Raw genomic sequence first — 19051 nt, 5'->3', positions numbered from 1 at the left:
TGAGGGGGTCAATTACCTAATTTTCAGGGAAAAAGTCCCTGAATTTCCCCCTGATCACTCCCATATCTGGTACTTTTTGAGGGGAAAAAAGTCCAAAAGTCTTATCCAACAAGGTTTTTAGATTTATTCAGCAAGCCCTACCCAAAGATTGATGAAATTATTTGACGATTCATCCACAACTATCGGGAGTTATTTACTCAAGAGATAAGTAAATATTATTTTAAGTTTATTTAAGGCTGTCATTACTAATGGTAAGTTGAGCCGGGTAAATTTTCCCGTAGTATCAAAAAGGAAACTCATTCGACCCGTTCAGTCTAAACGGGGAGAGAAGGGATTTTGAGACTGAGGAACAACCTATGGCAAAGAAAACAAAGACAACCACTTATAAAGTCACCCTGAAAACACCCGATGGCGAGCATACAATTGATGTTCCCGATAATGAATTTATTCTCGATATAGCGGAAGAAAAAAAATTAGATTTACCTTTTTCTTGCCGTGCTGGTGCTTGCTCTGCTTGCGCTGGTAAAATCGAATCCGGTAGCGTTGATCAATCCGAGCAATCCTTCTTAGATGACGATCAAATTGAAGCGGGTTATGTCCTCACCTGTGTTGCCTATCCTACTTCTGACTGTGTGATCGTCACCCACAAAGAAGAAGATTTGTACTAATTTAACTCAATATTCGGGGGTTAGATACTCCAACAATACAACAATAATAGAGCGGGAACTGCAAGGGCGACAGTTCTCGCTTTATTTGTATTTTTGCCTCTTGACTCGACAGTGAGATAAAGCCCAAAAATTAATCCTGCAGCGGCAGGGTGTGAGGTGTAGGGTTAATGGGCGCTGATCACTGATTATCGGCCCACTTCAGCGAAAATCTGGGCTAAAATCTCTCCAGCACCAGCCTCGCGCACTTTATGGGCTAAATCTCGTCCTAAGACTTCCCCATGGCTAGGATCACCGCTAACCGAGTCCTTAATCAGGCGCTTACCGTCGAGACTAGCCACCATACCCGTTAAAGTTAGGATACCATCCTCGATCGCCGTATTCACTCCGATGGGAACTTGACAGCCCCCCTCCAACTCGCGTAAAAAAGCGCGTTCAGCATAGCATCTATCGCGACTAGGGGCGTGTTCCAACACTTTTAGGACTTCCAAAACCTCCGGATCAGCATCGCGGCATTCTATCCCTAAAGCCCCCTGTCCCACCGCATGGAGAGAAATCTCCGCCGGAATAACCTGATGAACTCGATCGCCTAATCCTAACCTTTCCAATCCCGCTACTGCCAGAATAATCGCGTCGTATTCTCCCGCGTCCAGTTTTGCCAGACGGGTGTTGACATTGCCGCGCACATCTTTAAAAGTCAGATGGGGATAATGGTAACGCAACTGGGCCAATCGCCGCAGGGAAGAAGTCCCCACCACCGCACCTTCCGGTAAAGTGTCTAATTGATAGTCTTGGTTTTGGCTATTTACCACCAAAGCATCGGCCGGATTAACTCTTTCCGTGACGCAACCCAAGATTAAGCCTTCGGGCAAATTAGTGGGCAGATCCTTGAGAGAATGGACGGCAAGATCGATCGATCTATCCAACATTCCCACTTCTAGTTCTTTGGTAAATAAACCCTTATCACCGATTTTCGCCAGGGCCACATCGAGAATTTTATCGCCTTGGGTACTCATCGTCTCCACCTCAAACTGTCGATGGGGGTGGTGTTTACTCAATTCTGCCTGTACCCAATAGGTTTGTACTAGGGCTAACTGACTTTTACGCGAACCGATACGCAGGGAACGAGGAGGACTAGAAACGGACATATCTGAAGTAGGAATTTAACTAAACATCTATCGGACTGCTCGATCTAGACTATCCTGATCTCACCCCTGTTGAGTAATCACTTTCTAGGTTAGGCATAAATAGTTACATCTCTTAATATTTTTAGGCAAATAGGGTGAGCATTATTCCCCACTGACAGCAAAGCTGAAAGCCTAGATTAAAATAGAGGGACAAAGGTTGCAACAGGGTCTAACTAATGACATTACAACACCCTTGCTATAACAAAGAAGAATTTGTCCGACGTGGACAGGAAATCTATCAGTCTCAGGTGCGTCAGCAGGTTGAGAAGGACAATCATGGGAAGATTGTAGCTATTGATATCAAAACAGGTGCTTTTGAATTAGCCAAAGATATCCTCACAGTTTCCGCATCAACTTTTAACCCGATTGACCGATACTCAAATTTGGTTCGTTAGAATCGGACATCGAGCATTTGATCGAGTCGGTTTGATTGGGGCGAATTTGCTGCAATGATTATAGGTAATGTTAAATCGTGGAGTTATTATTATGCTAGACCAAATGATGAGGATGTTAGAAGGGCAACAAATAGGCCCCTATCGTCTTAATAAGTTTCTCGGTGCGGGTAGTTTCGGTGGTGTATTTCATGCTAGTGAAAGGGGGGAGCCGCGCCCCCCTTATCAAGGGGGGATCAAGGGGGGATCAAAGGCACAATCTATCTTCAATTTAATAATTATAACCACTCACTTAATAGGATAGTTACACAACGTAAAAATTGGTTAATTCAGGAGTTATTATTATGCTAGACCAAATGATGAAGATGTTAGAAGGGCAACAAATAGGCCCTTATCGTCTTAATAAATTTCTCGGTGCGGGTGGTTTTGGTGGTGTATTTCATGCTAGTGAAATGGTCAGAAATACATCGGTTCAAGAAGTTGCTGTTAAAGTTATCCCCGAAAGTAGCGATGATAAATTAATTGAGTTAAAAAATGCCAGAAAGTTAGAACATTCTAATTTAATTAAGGCTTATTCAGTGGGGGAATTTACTTTTCTCAATACTGAAATGCTTTATTTAGTGATGGAATTGGCACAGGGTAGCCTAGAAAATCACATTGCCAAAGGCGGTTTGTCAGCGGATGAGATTAAAAATATTACTGCTCAAGTCGCCCAAGGTTTAAATTATCTTCATGGACAAAATAAAGTCCATCGAGATTTAAAACCGGGTAATATCCTCAAGGTTAATCAACAATACAAGTTAGCAGATTTTGGCTTAATTAGAACTTTAAATAATAAAAGTCACACTCAAACAGTCAACCCTAAAGGTACGATTATTTATATGCCTCCCGAAGCCTTTATGGGGGATATTTCCTCAGCTTGGGATCTGTGGTCATTAGGTATTATGTTAATCCAAATGACGACTAATCAACTTCCCTATAAGTTTAATAATGATATTAACCAGTTAATGGCAAAGGTGATGAATTGTGAGCTACAAATCCCTAGTTTACCGAAAGAGTTTAAACCGATTATTGAAGGGTGTTTGCAAAAAGATAGAAAACAAAGATGGACAGCACAACAGGTTTTAAATGCCTTACAACCTGTGGGATGGAATTCTCCCCCGTCACCTCCACCAGCACCGGCAGCAGTCAAAAAGCCTGTTTCACCTACTCTATTTACCGAAAAACTACCCAATCGAGTCACACTGGAGATGGTGAGCTTACCAGCAGGTGAATTTATCATGGGATCTCCTGACAGTGATCCCGATGCTTCGGATGATGAAAAGCCTCAACACCAAGTTCAAGTCAACAGTTTTGCGATTGGTAAATATCCAGTGACTCAGGCACAATATCAAGCAGTAATGGGAACCAATCCCTCTCACTTTAAAAACAATCCCCAAAATCCGGTAGAAAAGGTTAGTTGGAACGATGCTCAAGCTTTTTGCCAGAAATTGAGTCAAATAACCGGGAAAACCTATCGCCTCCCCACAGAAGCGGAATGGGAATATGCTTGTCGTGGGGGGACAACCACTCGCTTTTATTTCGGTGATGATGCTAATCAGTTAGGAGATTACGCTTGGTATGAAGGAAATTCTGGGGGTACAACTCATCCTGTGGGTCAGAAAAAGCCCAATGCTTGGGGACTCCATGACATGAGTGGCAATGTTTGGGAGTGGTGCGAGGACAATTGGCATGATAACTATATCGGAGCGCCGACGGATGGATCGGCGTGGTTTATCAAGAATGATAATCGTTCTCAATCTCCTAAGTGTCTGCGCGGCGGTTCTTGGAACCACTACCCTAATCTCTGTCGTTCTGCCAGCCGCGGCGGGCTCAACCCCGACATCGTCATCAACAACTTCGGTTTTCGGGTTGCGTGTGTCTCCCCAGGACTTTAACCCTTTGTTCTTTTGCTCTTTTGCCCTTTGTCTCCCGCCCTTAGGCGGGTCGATTTTTTTTGAGATTTTCTAGGGTGCGTCCTAGGCAGCTTTTGCCTTTTTGGGAGCAGTCCTACAGGATGCGAGCCGATGAAGATGCAAGGTTGGGTTGACGACAATTAAATAGGGTATGATGGACGTCGGATAGATTTTTTCTTATGGCCGTGAGCGAAACCGTCTATATTGAAACCAGTATCTTAGGCTACCTAACTGCTCGACCCCGCAGAGATATTATTGTGGCGGCTAATATTGAGATAAGCTGTCCTTGTGTTTAAACTGCTTGTTGAGATGAGACAAGAGGCGATAGTAAAGGGATTGGGGGAGATTCAGCTAATCTAAGGATAGGCACTTAAAATGCGTCTTAGCCTATTATTTGTGTTAATCTCATCTTTGAAATATCAAAACCCCAAATCGTCTCAGGAGACAATGGCCGCCAATTCTCGGAATAAATCGCCCGTTTTTCTCGGCTGTTCTGGCAGGATCGCTATTTTTTGCCTCTTGATGTTACTATCGGCGGCAATAGGCTGGTTAATCGGTAAACAGTGGGTTAAACACAGCAATCAACCCCAAACCATTAAACCCGTTTTTGCCACGGAGGAAAATAATTTTAATTCTGCCACAGATCCGGCATGGCAACGGAAAGCCGAGATGAGAAAGCGCCGTCTAGAGTTGGGAATTGATGGTCAGTTTTTTAAAAATCTCGTCAATGAATTGTTTAACCTCCGCTATGGGGATATCAAAGAGGAAAAACAGAAACAGGAACAAAGAGATATTTTAGCAGCAGAAATCCTCGATCGCTTAGAACGTCTCGATTCTGGCACTAGAGAAGCATTAGGTAGCTACGACGAGCAACAGCGAGAAAAATGGCGAGAACAAGTGAATCAGTTACGATTAAGCAGTAGAGTCCTTAATTTACTCACTGATACTGCTTTTTTTCAGCTATTTCCCGAATTGACAGAAAGACCAAATTTTGATAGCGGCTTAGGTCAACTATGGAGTGGTTTGGCCTGGAATCAGTTACAATCTTTACAGTCTGGCCTATCCTACCAAGCGATCGAAAGTTTAGACGCGGGGGGAGAGGAAGTGATCGAGGCAATTCTCAGCGAGGGACAAGGAAAAGCCTATGCAATAAAATTGCGTTCCAGTGATCGGTTAGACTTAAATTTAGAGACGGAAGGCGAAGTTTTACTATCTTTCTACTCTCCCACGGGTAATATTACCCTTTTAGACAAGTCTAGCGATCGGCAATGGTCTGGTCAATTACCCGAAGAGGGATTTTATGAATTAGTTATTCTCCCCCAATCTTCTACCCCCGTTCACTTTCGCTTGCAGTTAAAAGTAAGTCAATGACTTTAACCGTCAGGAGACAGGAGACAGGAGACAGGAGACAGTCGGCAGCTTTTTTCTCCCCAACCCCCCATCTCCCCACACCCTACACCCTACACCCTACACCCCACACCCTACACCCCACTTCCCCAACCCCTAATCTGCTTTTTTACTTTTTCCCATGTCTCTAACTTTCCAAGCTGTTATCGCTAAATTAAATGAATTTTGGGCCGATCGCGGTTGTTTAGTTGCTCAACCCTATGATACAGAAAAAGGTGCGGGAACCATGAGTCCCCACACTTTTTTAAGGGCAATTGGTCCGGAACCTTGGGCAGTTGCCTATGTGGAACCCTGTCGTCGTCCTACGGATGGCCGTTATGGCGAAAATCCCAATCGTTTTCAGCATTACTATCAATATCAAGTCCTAATTAAACCCTCTCCTGATAATATTCAGGAAATCTATTTAGACTCCCTGCGGGTGTTAGGAATTAACCCAGAAGATCACGATATTCGCTTCGTGGAAGATAACTGGGAATCTCCCACCCTCGGCGCTTGGGGTGTGGGTTGGGAAGTGTGGTTAGATGGTATGGAAATCACCCAATTTACCTACTTTCAACAGTGTGGGGGTATTGATTGTCGTCCCGTGGCGATCGAAATTACCTACGGTTTAGAAAGATTAGCCATGTATCTGCAAGATGTAGAGGCAATTAATAAAATTCAATGGAATGAAAATATCCTCTACGGTGATATTTTTCTGCAAAATGAAATCGAACAATGTACCTACAATTTTGAGGCTTCTAATCCTGAGTTATTGTTTAGTTTATTCAGTTTATATGAACAGGAAGCTAAACAATTAATCGATCGCTCTCTGGTGATTCCCAGTCTAGATTATGTTCTCAAATGTTCCCATACTTTTAATTTACTCGATGCTAGAGGTGTGATTGCTGTAGCTGAAAGAACCCGTTATATCGGCAGAATTCGCAATTTAGCTCGACAGGTTGCTCAATTGTATTTACAGCAACGGGAAGCTTTAGGTTTTCCCCTACAAACGGTTTAGCGATCGGGTGCATCTTTGGCGATGCACCCCTAGCAATTGTATTGGCCTTCGTTTAATAACTTTTTTTTATAAAAAATCCTATTTATACTAAATCTTGTTTAAAAAGTATAGGATAGTGGGAAAGAAAAAAAGATGTTATCGCTAACATCTTTTTGGCATTTTTTACAATTTAACTTCAATATCAACCCCTGCGGGTAAATCTAATTTCATCAAAGCATCGATTGTCTTAGAAGAGGGTTGGTAAATATCAATAATGCGGCGATGGGTGCGGGTTTCAAAATGTTCACGGGAGTCCTTGTCAACGTGAGGGGAACGCAGGACACAATAAATCTTTCTTTTGGTCGGTAGGGGGATCGGTCCGATCGCTGTGGCGTTAGTTCTATTGGCAGTATCGACAATCTTCTCACAGGAAGTATCGAGTAAGCGCCGGTCAAAAGCTTTCAAACGAATGCGAATTTTCTGTTGTTGTAACGTAGCCATAATTTCACCTATTGCAATTGTCAAGGTACAAAATAAAGACAGTAACGGAGCAGCTTTTAAATTCACTGCCCCGTTAATTAGTAGATTAGCCTACTTGATAATTTTCGAGATAACGCCAGAACCGATGGTGCGACCACCCTCGCGAATAGCGAAGCGCATACCCTGTTCAATAGCGATCGGGTTGATCAGTTCCACGGTCATTTTGATCCGGTCTCCCGGCATGACCATTTCTACAGTGCTGCCATCATCGGCGGTGTAGTCTTGGATAGTGCCAGTTACGTCAGTTGTCCGTACATAGAACTGAGGACGATAGTTTTTAAAGAAAGGAGTGTGACGACCACCCTCTTCTTTACTTAACACATACACCTCACCTTCAAACTGGGTGTGGGGTTTGATTGTACCCGGTTTAGCGATCACCATGCCGCGCTCGATGTCGGTTTTTTGGATACCACGCAGGAGGATACCAGCGTTGTCACCGGCCATCCCTTGGTCAAGACTTTTCTTGAACATTTCGATCCCGGTGACGGTGGTGGGGCGCGTTTCTCTGATCCCGACCAATTCCACGTTATCACCCACTTTCACAATACCGCGTTCGATCCGACCGGTAGCCACCGTCCCCCGACCAGTAATCGAGAATACGTCTTCTACCGCCATCAGGAAGGGTTTATCGATATCCCGTTCGGGGGTGGGGATATAGCTATCTACCGCTTCCATTAATTCATAAATTGCGTCCACCCACTCGTTATCGCCTTTTTGGGCCTTGGGGTTTTTGGTCATGTACTCGAGGGCTTCTTTCGCAGAACCGGCAATAATGGGGATATCGTCGCCAGCGAAGTCGTAATTGGTGAGAAGTTCGCGTACTTCCAGTTCTACGAGTTCCAGTAACTCCTCGTCGTCCACCATATCTTTTTTGTTGAGGAAGACCACGAGGTTAGGTACACCCACCTGACGAGCCAGCAGGATATGTTCCCGGGTTTGGGGCATCGGGCCATCGGCGGCCGAGACCACGAGAATACCACCGTCCATCTGTGCCGCACCGGTGATCATGTTTTTTACATAGTCCGCGTGGCCGGGGCAGTCAACGTGTGCATAGTGGCGACTGGCGGTTTCGTACTCAACGTGAGCGGTGTTGATGGTGATCCCGCGGGCTTTTTCTTCGGGAGCGGCATCGATTTCATCGTATTTTTTAGCTTGGGCATTACCCAGAGCCGCTAGGGTCATAGTGATAGCGGCGGTGAGGGTAGTTTTGCCGTGGTCAACGTGACCGATCGTGCCGATGTTAACGTGGGGTTTCGTCCGTTCAAATTTAGCGCGTGCCATTTACTTTCTGTTCCTTTGTTTTTTTTCTTCTTCAGGTGGGTGAACAGTAATCAGTCACCAGAGATCAGTTTTAAGTTAGCAGTTGTTAGGGTTGACCGCTCGAATTTAAATGATCGGTTTATTCTCACTGCTCACTGCTCACTGCTCACTGATTAGCCGTTCCCTTTACTTTTGGTGATAATCGTCTCGGCCACGTTGCGGGGGACTTCTTCGTAATGGCTAAATTCCATGGTGAAGATGCCCCGTCCTTGGGTTTTGGAGCGAATATCAGTGGCGTAACCAAACATTTCCGCTAGGGGAACTTTAGCGGAGACTTTGGCGATGCCGGTCTCGGTTTCTTGACCTTCGATTTGTCCCCGACGGGAGTTAAGATCACCGATGACGTTACCGATGAAGTCTTCGGGTACTTCCACCTCGACCTTCATCATCGGTTCTAGGAGAACGGGGGTAGCTTTCATCACCGCTTCCTTAATCGCCATGGAACCGGCAATCTTAAAGGCCATCTCGGAGGAGTCCACATCGTGGAAAGAACCATCTACAAGGGTTGCTTTCAGGTCGATGACGGGATAACCCGCTACAATCCCCGATTCGCAAGCTTCTTTCATCCCTTGTTCTGACGGACTGATGTATTCTTTGGGGATAGCACCACCGACAATTTTGGAGACGAAGACAAAGCCCGACCCCGGTTCACCCGGTTCGAGTTCGATGACGACGTGGCCGTACTGCCCTTTACCACCACTTTGACGGATAAATTTACCCTCAGCGCGCACGGGTTTCCGCACAGTTTCCCGATAGGCCACCTGGGGAGCGCCCACCGTCGCTTCGACTTTGTATTCCCGGAGCATTCGATCGACCAGGATTTCCAGGTGCAGTTCTCCCATTCCAGCGATTACCGTTTGATTGGTTTCGGGATCAACTTTGACCCGGAAGGTGGGATCTTCATCGGAGAGAGCTTGCAGAGCTTTGCTGAGTTTCTCGATGTCCTGTTTGGTTTTCGGTTCCACCGCCACGGAGATAACCGGTTCGGGGATAAAGAGGGATTCTAGGATAATCGGGTTCTTATCATCACAGAGGGTATCCCCGGTAATGGTGTTTTTCAGTCCGATCGCCGCTCCTAGATCACCGGCGCGCAGTTCATCCACTTCGATCCGTTCGTTGGATTTGAGGATGATCAGGCGAGCGATCCGTTCTTTGGTTCCTTTGGTGGAGTTGTAGGCGTAGCTGCCTTTAGCTAGTACACCGGAATAGACCCGTAGGAAGGTTAAACGACCGAAGGGATCGGCCATGATTTTGAAGGCGAGGGCCGAGAAGGGCGCATCGTCCTTGGCTTCCCGGATTGCCTCGCTGCCATCGGGGAGAATCCCTTTAACGGCGGCTACTTCCGAGGGTGAGGGTAGGTAATCGACGACGGCATCGAGGAGCAGTTGTACCCCTTTGTTTTTGAAAGCCGAGCCGCAGAGGACGGGAACAATTGTACCAGCAATCGTCCCTTCTCTCAGACCGCGTTTGATTTCGGCTTCGGTGAGTTCTTCACCTTCTAGATATTTTTCTAGGAGTTCTTCATCAGCTTCCGCTACAGCCTCCACCAGCTGCACGCGGAATTCTTCGGCCTTTTCCAATAAGTCTTCGGGAATGTCGGTTTCTTCTATGTCTTTCCCTAGATCGTCCTTATATATATAGGCGCGCATCTTGACGAGATCAACGATCCCGCTCAGTTCGCTTTCTGCGCCGATCGGCATTTGGATGGGAACGGCGTTAGCTCTAAGGCGATCTCTTAATTGTTCGTAAACTTTGAAGAAGTTCGCCCCCGTTCTGTCCATTTTGTTGATAAAGGCAATCCGGGGTACTTTGTACCGATCGGCTTGTCTCCAGACGGTTTCTGATTGGGGTTGTACACCACCAACAGAGCAGAAAACCGCCACCACTCCATCGAGTACCCGCATGGAACGTTCCACTTCAATGGTGAAATCGACGTGGCCGGGGGTGTCAATGATGTTGATGCGATGATCTTGCCAACTGGTACTGATGGCAGCGGCGGTGATGGTGATTCCTCGCTCCCGTTCCTGTTCCATCCAGTCGGTAATTGCCGTTCCGTCGTGGACTTCGCCCAGTTTATGGGCGACTCCTGTATAGAACAGGATTCTTTCTGTTGTCGTTGTTTTGCCCGCGTCTATATGAGCGGCGATTCCGATGTTTCGCACTCTCTCTAGCGGGATAGTCCGTGCCACAGCAACCTCCTTGCTTTGCTTGCCAGTGATGGGATTTTGTTCTAGGATTTTTTACACTATTTACAATTCTATACTTTTCTTGACAGTTTTTTGGCGGCAGCGGTGTAGTCCACCGCCCTTAAAGTATCTTTAAAGTATCTTTTTAGTAACGATAGTGGGCAAAGGCTTTGTTTGCCTCTGCCATCCGGTGGGTTTCTTCCCGTTTTTTGATCGTGCCGCCGGTTTCATTGGCCGCATCCATGATCTCGTTGGCTAGTTTACCTGCCATGGTTTTGCCGCCTCTAGTCCGAGCATAATGGACTAACCAGCGTAGTGCCAATGTACTACCGCGGTTGCTCCGTACTTCCATCGGTACTTGATAGGTGGCTCCACCGACCCGGCGGGCTTTCACTTCCACTAGGGGAGTGGCGTTTTTAACGGCTTTTTCAAATACTTCTAGGGGTTCTTGACCGGTACGTTCGCCGACGGTTTTCAGGGCATCGTAAACGATATTAGCGGCTAGGGATTTTTTGCCCGATCGCATGATCCGGCGGATGGTCATGCTGACTAAACAGCTATTGTAAACGGGATCGGGGGGAATAGGACGTTTTTTGACGTTTTTACGGCGAGACATCGGAATATTCCTGAATTTTCTAGGTTAACTTTAACTTTTGCTTGACAGTCGGATGATTACAGCCCATCTCAAACCCTCTCCTGCGAGTCTTCAGTCTCTTGGGTTAACTTTGACCGACTCGGTGGGAGTATTTTTTTGGTTAATCAATTTCCTGTTTATTTAGCAGCGGGTTTGGGGCGTTTGGTTCCGTACTTAGAGCGCGCCTTTTGACGGTTTTTCACCCCGGTGGCATCGAGGGTGCCGCGAATGATGTGATATCTGACTCCGGGTAGATCTTTGACCCGACCGCCCCGAATGAGGACGACCGAGTGTTCTTGCAGGTTATGACCGATGCCCGGGATGTAGGCTGTCACCTCAAATCCAGAGGTCAAACGTACCCTAGCCACTTTCCGTAGGGCTGAGTTGGGTTTTTTCGGTGTGGTGGTATATACTCTTGTACAAACTCCCCGACGTTGGGGGCATTGTTTGAGGGCGGGAGATTTGGTTTTTCTTTTCGCTTTGGATCTTTCGTCGCGTATTAATTGCTGAATGGTGGGCATGATAGGGCTGTATCTAAGGTTACTCTGAACTCCTATTACCGAAGGTCAAATCGTTGACAAAAGGTCATTATAGCAAATTGTCGCTCTTGTTGTCAAGTCGCTTATTGTGCTTTTCTCCGGTTTAGATGTTAGAGATTGTCTTTTTCTTGGGCGGCTGCGGCACTCAATTCGGACGTTATTAGGCGATAAAATTACAGCTTCGTTGTTTTGGCTTGATGGTGCAATTTTAGCGATAATTATCACCTGATTAATCGGCCAATGTCTGAAAAGCTGTCTCTAGCTAACCTCATTTCCAGAACTGGTGTCTAGACTATTAGCTCTTAACGATATATTTAGAGCGTTTGTACCGGATGCAACCCAGGTGTGCTGCCATAAAATATTGTTAACCTCAAAGGTTAACAATATTACAAGGGTAATCTACAATGGATATTGTATTTAAGGAAAAAAAATTTGAGAACGAATGCAATAGCCAAAGGTTACTGAAAAAACAGTATGGAGAGAAGATGGCTAAGAAAATCAGGCAAGGACTCGACGACTTAAAATATGACTAATACCATTGAGAACAGATCTGCACCGGATTTTATTTCTCCACCGGGAGAAACCCTTGCCGAAATCCTAGAAGAAAGAAATATGTCTCAATCGGAACTCGCCCAACGCATGGGCAGACCGAGAAAGACTATCAATGAGATCATAAAAGGTAAAGCGGAGATTACTATCGATACCGCCTTACAGATACAGTTAGTGTTAGGAACTCCCGCCAGTTTCTGGATAGAGCGCGAAAGACTTTATCGGGAATATTTAGCGAGAAAAAACGAGAATCAAAGATTAAAAGGTTATTTAGGCTGGTTAAAACAAATTCCTTATCGCCAGATGACTGAATTAGGCTGGCTCAAGTTTGATGAGGATAAAATAGAGCAATTACGAGAGAGCTTGAATTTTTTTGCCGTTGTCTCCCCTGAGCAATGGCAGGAGATTTGGGGGAGAAATTTATCGATTGATTTTAGAAAGTCTCAGGCATTTGAGAGCGATCGAGGGGCAATAACAGCATGGTTACGTCAAGGAGAAATAGAGGCATCGAAAATTAATTGTGCTGATTACAACGAGTTGAAATTCAGAGATGCCTTGCGACAAATTCGTTCGTTAACTATTAAGTCTATCGAGGTATTTCAACCGCAAATGATCGAGCTTTGTGCGGCCGCGGGAGTTGCCTTAGCCTTTGTCCCTGAACTTCCGAAAACAAGGGTATGCGGTGCTACCCGCTGGTTAGGTTCTCAGAAAGCTTTAATTCAATTGAGCGATCGATACAAAACAAATGATCATTTTTGGTTTTCTTTTTTTCATGAAGCTGGTCATATTTTATTACATGGGAAACGAACTTTATTTTTAGAGGGGAAAGATATTCAAGATACAATTAAAGAAAAAGAGGCGGATATTTTTGCGGCTAATTTCTTAATTGATCCTGGAGATTGGCAGAGATTTATCGCCAATAATTCTCTGAATAGAAAAGCTATTAATCAATTTGCCGAACAACTAGGAATACACCCTGGTATTATTGTTGGTAGAATGCAACATGAGCAAATTACTTCTTATCAAAACTATAATGATCTTAAGGAGAAATATTGTCTAAATACGCAGAATTCCTTTTTGGTATTGACGAGCGACTCCCCAAAAGGAAAACTTCCTATCTCACCATTAAGATAACTGCTGTAAGCGGAGATTACTAAGGATAAATTTGGCAATAATTGACAAAATTAGCATTAGAGACAGGAAATTGCGATAAAATCAAAAAAAGTCAGGGAGAGGATAGCTATGCTCGATCTTGCGAAATTAGCGGCAAAAATGCCAGGAATCAGTCAACATTTTCAACAGGAAGTGACAGCTAGTCGCGAGCGAGTGCAACGGGCTAAAATTCTTTTAGAACAGGCTCAACAGCAACAGGAAAAACTGCTAGAACTCTATCATAACTGGCACGATCGCCTAATTTTCTCTGTCGCGCTACCGATCGAACCTCTCGACACCCGCGTTACTATCCTTCCCGCTCCCGAAAGTCATAGCGTTTTTGCCACGGATGGTTCCCAAATTGCCCCTTCTCACCACGAAATCGCCTACTGTTATCTAATTAATATCGGTAGGATTATGTTGCACTATGGTCAAAATTTGCACCCGCTCCTCGATAGCATTCCCGAAGTCTATTACAAATCAGAAGACCTCTACATTTCTAAACAGTGGGGTATTCGCGTGGATGAGTGGATGAGTTATCGTCGGACGGTATTAGAAAGCCAAATGTTAGCAGAAATGGCTACCCGTTGGGTAAAACCCCCTGGGGCCCATTATGAACCAAATTTAGCCCTCGTGGATGGTTCTTTGATCTATTGGTTTATCGATAGTCTCCCCCCGGAAGCAAAAGATTTAATTTTGCCACCGATTTTTCAGTCTTGGGACGATTTAAAATCAGCTAGAATCCCGCTTATGGGTTATATTAGTGCTTCTCGTAGCACGGAAAGCTTAAATTTCCTCCGTTTACAATCTTGTCCCCATGATACTCCCAATTGCTTGATCAATTGCGGTGATCTAGACCCAGAAAAAACCCCTTGTCGCGTTGTCGATCCTCTCCGGGATGCTTCTCTCTGGGGTTATTTATTGGAACCGGGACAAAGAAGTCCTTTTTGGCGCAGTTCTTTGAAAATACTCGATCTTTATGGGGATGAACATCGCATTTACTTCTGTTATCTCCATGTGGGGACGGAAATCGCTAGGGTAGAGGTTCCTGCTTGGGTGGTGGAGGAGCGAGAATTACTCGATCGCTCTTTGAGTATTTTACTGGCCCAGGTGTTAAAAGGTTATGGTTATCCGATCGCCTTAGCGGAAGCGCACAATTTAGCTGTGATTAAAGGTGGCGATCGCTTGCGTTTTTTTGCCCTTTTGGAACAACAGATGATTAAAGTCGGTTTACAGGATGTGGGAACATCTTATAAGGAAGCGAGAAAACGCAGTAGTATCGCTTGATAGTAAATCTGTTGAGTATAGGCTACATATCAGGACAGGCAAAAGGCAATAGGTAAGAGGCAAAAGAGGGAATAAATAATCAGTCTTTAATAACCGGATTTAGTATCACTGATAACTGATAACTGATCACTGATAACTGGTCACTGATAACTGATCACTGATAACTGATAAAGGTGGGAATTACCCACCTTAAACTTGATTTTTGCCGAATTTTTCTAGCGACTGCTCCGATCTTGGTCTAAGACGCTGACGGGGAAATTATTATAACCAACGTGATGTTTGCTGGTTTTTTGAATTTCTTCTTTGATTTGATCTAGATCAACATAGCGATCGGCTACATTAATTAAACTATCACTGGTCATCGATCGCAAACTAACCACTTCCACTCGCGCACCACGGTAACTGACGGAATCGGCAGCATAGGCCAAATCCCCATCACCACTGACAATTACTGCGGTATCATAGGAACCCACTAGCGCCATTAAATCCACGGCGATTTCCACGTCGAGATTGGCTTTTTTGGAACCATCGGGCAATTGTACTAGATCTTTAGCGATGACTCGATAACCGTTGCGACGCATCCAGAGGAGGAATCCCTGCTGTTTTTCGTTAGTGCGATCGACTCCAGTATAAAAGAAGGCGCGCAAGAGACGAGAACCGGCAGTTAAACGACAAAGTAATTTGGTGTAGTCAATTTCGATACCTAATTGCAGAGCCGCATAAAATAAATTGGAACCATCGATGAAAATCGCCACACGACCGCGATTTTCTAGCACTTGTTCGGGGGTGAAGACTGGGGCCGTGTCATAATCATCAAACATTTTATTTTTCCTCGTTTGTTAAAAGTTTAGTGTTGAGTGTTTGCCAGTTGTATCTGAAAGGACAACAGACCTTAAAAAATAGAGTTATTAAAAAATTCCTTTAGGAATCGTTTAACGGCAGTTCTAGTTTAGAAAAGATCGGTTCAGGTGTTCCTAGTTGTGGATTTGTGGGTAATCCCCATTGACAGTGTTGGGAAAAAGAGACACGCTCAGGGGAGTTTTCTCCGTCCTCCGACCTGAAAGTATTAAAATCAATAACAAAACCCAGTTGTTGATAAATTTTACTGCTTAAGGTCGGTATTATCGGTGAGAGTAGGTAGGCAGAGAGTCTTACTGATTCCAAAACCGCATAGAGGACTTTTTCTACTGCTGCTTGTTGTTTCTGTTTAAATAAACTCCAGGGCGCACTCTCATCGATAAACTTGTTACTAGCGCGAATTAACGCCAATATTTCCTCACAGGCTTGATTAAATTGTAGCGCATCATACTTCTGTTCAACAATGACCCCTAGATTGATCCCCATATTCTTAAGATGATTTTCGTTCGGGATATCTACGCCAGTCAACTGGGGGGGGATATTTTGGCAGTATTTTTTAACCATGCCTAGGGTGCGATTGAGGAGGTTGCCTAAATCGTTGGCTAAATCCGCGTTAAGAATATTAACAAATCTGGTTTCCTGAAAATCGCCATCCTGTCCTAATTCAATCTCTTTGACGAAATAGTAACGGACGGCATCGGCCCCATAGCGCTCAACCAAATCGAAGGGATCGAGGGTATTACCGAGACTTTTGCCCATTTTCCGCCCGTCTTTGGTCAAAAAGCCATGGCCGAACACTCTTTTGGGCAAGGGTAAACCCGCCGACATTAGCATAGCCGGCCAATAAATGGCATGGAATCTTAATATATCTTTACCGATCAGATGCAGATCGATCGGCCACCATTTGGCCAAGGCATTTTCTAGGGTGGGTTCGTCTTCGGGGTCGAGAAGGGCGGTAACATAGCCAAGAAGGGCATCAAACCAAACGTAGATGGTATGCTGACCATCGTGGGGAATGGGAAACCCCCAAGCCACATTAACCCTAGAGATGGAGAAGTCCTGTAGTCCCTGGTTGACGAAGTTGAGAACCTCATTACGTCGGCTTTCCGGTTGAATAAAATCGGGTTGTTCTCGGTAAAGTTGTTCTAGTTGTGTCTGATACTTAGAGAGACGGAAAAAATAGTTTTCCTCGTCGCGCCATTCGGCGGCCAGATTAGTATGAATGGGACAACAGCCATTATCTAACAGTTCTCTTTTTTCCTTAAATTCTTCACAGGCGACGCAATACCAACCCTGTTGGCGATCGAGATAGATATCGCCCTTTTCCCGGACTCTTTCAAAAAATTCGTTAACAATTGCCTGATGACGGGGGGCAGTGGTGCGACTAAAGCGATCATACTGGATGTGTAGCTTTGCCCAGAGATTGGCAAAACTGGTGGCAATGCGATCGCAGTGTTCCTGGGGATTGAGTCCTTTGGCCGCCGCAGTCCGTTCGATTTTCTGTCCGTGTTCGTCGGTTCCTGTAATCAAGAGAACAGAATTGCCCTGTAACCGCTGCCATCGTGCCATAACATCCGCTACGATCGTCGTGTAAGCACTACCGATGTGAGGGATATCGTTGACATAATAAAGAGGTGTTGTCAAAGCAAATGTTTTTCGCTCATTCAAATCATTCATGAAATTTATTTTTTTAAATAGACGAGGCTGCCCCGAGGCTGATCCGTAGATGATTGGGACATAATCCCTATATTTTATGATCCTGTAATTCTGTTTTATCCTTTAGTTGTGATCTAAGTCAATAAAAACAATCTTAAGGCCGATTTTTTTTTTCCATGAAGCTGCTTACCCCCCTATCCACCTCTCGTTTAATTCTTGATACCACGCGCACGAGTCTGTTTACCGTCGGTCAAGAAAATCTACCCAGCCAAGGAGTGGCGATCGTGGTAAGTAACCATCGTAGCTTTTTGGACGCGCCGATCTTAATTCAAGCTTTGGGCAAAACTCTCCCGATCGCCTGTCATCACTACATGGGAAAAACCCCGCTTTTGCGGGAATTAATCGGAGAATTGGGCTGTTTTCCCTTTGATACCCCCGAAAAACGCCACCGGACTTTTTTTCGGCAAGCAACGGATTTTTTACAGTCCGGACGATGGATCGGTTTATTTCCAGAAGGTGGATCGCCGATGTTAAATTTGACTGCTCCTCGTCAAATTAGCCCTTTTCAAAGCGGATTTGCCCATTTAGCCCTGCGTTGTCCCGTGGAGAATCTATCGGTCTTACCTGTGGCTATTCTCTCCGAGTCGGAAACTGTTATTAGTCCTTTTCCCGTGCGTTTGCTGCGCTGGTTAGATACCACGGAACCTTTATTCGATCAAGATGGTTGGCATCCCGTTGTATTTTATCATCGTGTCAAGGTGGCGATCGGTCGTCCCTATGGAATTACTGAAAGCGATCGCTCAGATTATCAAGGTAAACAAGGAAAAAAAGCCCTTAATCGTTTAATTGGTCATTGTCAGTCGGAAATTAGCGATTTATTGCTGAAAGGGTAGGTCAGGAGTCAGGAGACAGGAGAAAGGAGGCAGCTTTTTTCTTCCCACTTCCTAACTCATAATTCATAATTGATACTGGAGTGATTTGTTATAAGTAGGGAGACACAATTATTTGTAGGATGGGTTAGCAGTAGCCTAACATGATCGGGCGTTGGGTTTCATGCTTCAACCGTTCGGCAAAAGCTCACGGCCGAAGCCCAACCTTGAATGATATTATCAGTCTAACTATCGGTCGGGTGCAGTGATTGGTTAGACAGATGGACTTTAGATGAAGTTTATGGAGATTTCCACTCTCCTTCTGGGATCATGGCTGTAATCATGATGTTACGCAATGTTCCAGTAGGTAAATCTCTCCCTTGATGGTAAGGTACGATAACTTGAGTATCTTGATCCCTACCACGCCATTTTCTATGACTACCCTTCTGAGAGATCAGTTCAAAGTTATACTTGCGTAATATGCGCTCAACCTCGTCAGCATTCATTCTCCTGAGTCGAGTCATCCCACCATAACCTCACGGATTACTGCTCCTGGTAGAAGGTCGATAGCATCAGGTTGTAAATAAAGCTCGATCGCTTCGCGTATATTATTGAGAGCTTCCTCTTGTGTAATACCGGCAGATGTGCATCCGGGCAGTTCCGGACACCAAATTGCCCATTCGTTTGTATCGGGATCGGGTTCAAGTATCACTCGCCATTTCATCGAAAATTTGGGTCTGAAACCCCGTCGTTCTACGACGGCTTTACTGTTAAATATTAGCACATTTACGAAATATATGCTAAAATGTGAGGTATGGAAAAAGCCTATTCTTACCGATTTTACCCCACACCCGAACAAGAGTCGCTATTGCGGCGCAC

At 45.0% G+C, this 19051-nt stretch carries 19 protein-coding genes and 4 pseudogenes; 13 read left to right on the top strand and 10 right to left on the bottom strand.

What is annotated here, in order from left to right; all coding sequences use genetic code 11:
• Positions 1–356 precede the first annotated feature (356 nt).
• A complete protein-coding gene (locus O9300_RS13390; protein WP_287730428.1) occupies positions 357–668 on the top strand; it encodes a ferredoxin in 312 nt (103 codons plus the stop codon).
• A 185-nt stretch (positions 669–853) separates the two neighbouring features.
• Here the strand turns inward: O9300_RS13390 and hemC are convergent, their stop codons facing one another.
• Positions 854–1813, bottom strand: coding sequence for a hydroxymethylbilane synthase (hemC, locus tag O9300_RS13385; RefSeq protein WP_012266932.1), 960 nt, complete (start codon positions 1811–1813; stop codon positions 854–856).
• Positions 1814–2028: 215 nt separating this feature from the next.
• Here hemC and O9300_RS13380 point away from each other — a divergent pair.
• From O9300_RS13380 to glyQ, 7 genes and pseudogenes are all read left to right on the top strand, one after another.
• Positions 2029–2305: pseudogene (locus O9300_RS13380) on the top strand (hypothetical protein).
• Between the two features lie 33 nt (positions 2306–2338).
• Positions 2339–2446: pseudogene (locus O9300_RS19710) on the top strand (serine/threonine-protein kinase); the annotation flags it as partial.
• 142 nt (positions 2447–2588) lie between these two features.
• Positions 2589–4181 carry an SUMF1/EgtB/PvdO family nonheme iron enzyme gene (locus O9300_RS13375; RefSeq protein ID WP_287972118.1) on the top strand — a complete coding sequence of 531 codons (1593 nt, stop codon included), beginning with the start codon at positions 2589–2591 and terminating at the stop codon, positions 4179–4181.
• 203 nt (positions 4182–4384) lie between these two features.
• Positions 4385–4480, top strand: a pseudogene (locus O9300_RS13370) (type II toxin-antitoxin system VapC family toxin); the annotation flags it as partial.
• Positions 4481–4646: 166 nt separating this feature from the next.
• Positions 4647–5570: a serine/threonine protein kinase gene (locus O9300_RS13365; RefSeq protein WP_287972117.1), complete on the top strand. Its 924-nt coding sequence runs from the start codon at positions 4647–4649 to the stop codon at positions 5568–5570.
• A complete protein-coding gene (locus tag O9300_RS13360) occupies positions 5567–5737 on the top strand; it encodes a hypothetical protein (protein ID WP_287972114.1) in 171 nt (56 codons plus the stop codon). Before O9300_RS13365 ends, O9300_RS13360 begins: the two co-directional genes overlap by 4 nt.
• Positions 5728–6603 carry a glycine--tRNA ligase subunit alpha gene (gene glyQ / locus O9300_RS13355; protein ID WP_004162850.1) on the top strand — a complete coding sequence of 292 codons (876 nt, stop codon included), beginning with the start codon at positions 5728–5730 and terminating at the stop codon, positions 6601–6603. The genes O9300_RS13360 and glyQ overlap by 10 nt, the downstream gene beginning before the upstream one ends.
• Positions 6604–6765: 162 nt before the next feature.
• Here glyQ and rpsJ read toward each other — a convergent pair whose 3' ends face one another.
• The 5 genes from rpsJ to rpsL all read right to left on the bottom strand — a co-directional run bounded on the left by rpsJ (position 6766) and on the right by rpsL (position 11783).
• Positions 6766–7083: a 30S ribosomal protein S10 gene (rpsJ, locus tag O9300_RS13350; RefSeq protein WP_002800099.1), complete on the bottom strand. Its 318-nt coding sequence runs from the start codon at positions 7081–7083 to the stop codon at positions 6766–6768.
• 90 nt (positions 7084–7173) lie between these two features.
• Positions 7174–8403, bottom strand: a complete 1230-nt coding sequence (tuf, locus tag O9300_RS13345; protein WP_004162845.1) for an elongation factor Tu — start codon at positions 8401–8403, stop codon at positions 7174–7176.
• Between the two features lie 152 nt (positions 8404–8555).
• Complete coding sequence (gene fusA / locus O9300_RS13340; protein WP_287972111.1) at positions 8556–10631, bottom strand: elongation factor G; 2076 nt, start codon at positions 10629–10631, stop codon at positions 8556–8558.
• Positions 10632–10773: 142 nt separating this feature from the next.
• Positions 10774–11244, bottom strand: coding sequence for a 30S ribosomal protein S7 (rpsG, locus tag O9300_RS13335; RefSeq protein WP_002758831.1), 471 nt, complete (start codon positions 11242–11244; stop codon positions 10774–10776).
• A 155-nt stretch (positions 11245–11399) separates the two neighbouring features.
• Positions 11400–11783, bottom strand: a complete 384-nt coding sequence (rpsL, locus tag O9300_RS13330; RefSeq protein ID WP_002740176.1) for a 30S ribosomal protein S12 — start codon at positions 11781–11783, stop codon at positions 11400–11402.
• A gap of 422 nt (positions 11784–12205) precedes the next feature.
• Here rpsL and O9300_RS19510 point away from each other — a divergent pair.
• The 3 genes and pseudogenes from O9300_RS19510 to O9300_RS13320 form a co-directional block, all read left to right on the top strand.
• A pseudogene (locus O9300_RS19510) lies at positions 12206–12325 on the top strand (killer suppression protein); the annotation flags it as partial.
• Position 12326: 1 nt separating this feature from the next.
• Positions 12327–13484: a HigA family addiction module antitoxin gene (locus O9300_RS13325; RefSeq protein ID WP_287972110.1), complete on the top strand. Its 1158-nt coding sequence runs from the start codon at positions 12327–12329 to the stop codon at positions 13482–13484.
• A gap of 108 nt (positions 13485–13592) precedes the next feature.
• Positions 13593–14789 (top strand): DNA double-strand break repair nuclease NurA, encoded by a 1197-nt coding sequence (locus tag O9300_RS13320; protein WP_016517180.1) that lies wholly within the window; start codon positions 13593–13595, stop codon positions 14787–14789.
• Between the two features lie 215 nt (positions 14790–15004).
• On the opposite strand, the gene O9300_RS13315 is transcribed toward O9300_RS13320, so the two are convergent.
• Both O9300_RS13315 and metG read right to left on the bottom strand, forming a co-directional pair.
• Positions 15005–15610 carry a LabA-like NYN domain-containing protein gene (locus O9300_RS13315; protein ID WP_002739868.1) on the bottom strand — a complete coding sequence of 202 codons (606 nt, stop codon included), beginning with the start codon at positions 15608–15610 and terminating at the stop codon, positions 15005–15007.
• A 100-nt stretch (positions 15611–15710) separates the two neighbouring features.
• Positions 15711–17324 carry a methionine--tRNA ligase gene (metG, locus tag O9300_RS13310; RefSeq protein ID WP_287972108.1) on the bottom strand — a complete coding sequence of 538 codons (1614 nt, stop codon included), beginning with the start codon at positions 17322–17324 and terminating at the stop codon, positions 15711–15713.
• Between the two features lie 155 nt (positions 17325–17479).
• On the opposite strand from metG, the gene O9300_RS13305 reads away from it, so the two are divergent.
• Positions 17480–18196 carry a lysophospholipid acyltransferase family protein gene (locus O9300_RS13305; RefSeq protein ID WP_002758823.1) on the top strand — a complete coding sequence of 239 codons (717 nt, stop codon included), beginning with the start codon at positions 17480–17482 and terminating at the stop codon, positions 18194–18196.
• A 275-nt stretch (positions 18197–18471) separates the two neighbouring features.
• On the opposite strand, the gene O9300_RS13300 is transcribed toward O9300_RS13305, so the two are convergent.
• A complete protein-coding gene (locus tag O9300_RS13300; RefSeq protein ID WP_012266944.1) occupies positions 18472–18678 on the bottom strand; it encodes a type II toxin-antitoxin system HicA family toxin in 207 nt (68 codons plus the stop codon).
• A 14-nt stretch (positions 18679–18692) separates the two neighbouring features.
• A complete protein-coding gene (locus tag O9300_RS13295) occupies positions 18693–18896 on the bottom strand; it encodes a type II toxin-antitoxin system HicB family antitoxin (RefSeq protein ID WP_002776494.1) in 204 nt (67 codons plus the stop codon).
• A gap of 90 nt (positions 18897–18986) precedes the next feature.
• Between O9300_RS13295 and O9300_RS13290 the strand changes: the two genes are divergently transcribed.
• A partial coding sequence (locus tag O9300_RS13290) for a helix-turn-helix domain-containing protein (protein WP_287709865.1) occupies positions 18987–19051 on the top strand: 65 nt, incomplete at its 3' end.

The organism is Microcystis sp. LE19-195.1E (assembly GCF_027532095.1).
GTDB classification, from domain to species: domain Bacteria; phylum Cyanobacteriota; class Cyanobacteriia; order Cyanobacteriales; family Microcystaceae; genus Microcystis; species Microcystis aeruginosa.
Note: the sequence above shows the minus strand (reverse complement) of the source record. Positions and strands in the feature narration are given on the sequence as shown.